Annotated in this window: 1 protein-coding gene; it reads right to left on the minus strand. The window is 37.4% G+C overall.

Annotated features, from left to right (window positions below; translation table 11 throughout):
- Positions 1 to 545 (minus strand): ABC transporter transmembrane domain-containing protein (locus AC3G7N_RS22300; RefSeq protein ID WP_489424293.1); only part of this gene is annotated, 545 nt, incomplete at both ends.

Raw genomic sequence — 545 nt, forward strand, 5'->3', positions numbered from 1 at the left:
CTCTCCGTCTTGATCCATCAGTTCGAATACGCGGTTTCCAGCTACCCGTGCCTGCTCAATTAAAGGAAGCTGATGCACAATATCCGTTACGGGTTCAAATAGACGGTTAAGGTAATCAACAAATGCATATAGCATACCAATTGATATAACAGCTGTTGCATCAAAAGAAATAAAGCCAAAGTACCAAATAAATCCAACAAATGCTAGATTTCGTATAACCGTAACCAAATTGTACGAGGTAAGCGCACTAAGCTTAACTAGTTTACGTTCAAACGTATAGTGGCGCTCATTTAATTGTTCAAAATCCTTTTTCGTCTTCTTTTCATGCCGGAATGCCTGGATAATTGGCATCCCTTGAATTGCCTCATTAATACTTCCATTTATATCACTGATTGTTGTTCGAATAACAGTATTATATTTGGTGCCAAAATATTTATACGCCTTCATCCAGCCAAGAATTAATGGGATAATTAACAAACAAAGGGCAGCCAATTTTACATCAAGAATGAAAAGGGCAATGAAAATCCCCGCCATATAAATAACAC

This window comes from Virgibacillus carmonensis, assembly GCF_057836705.1.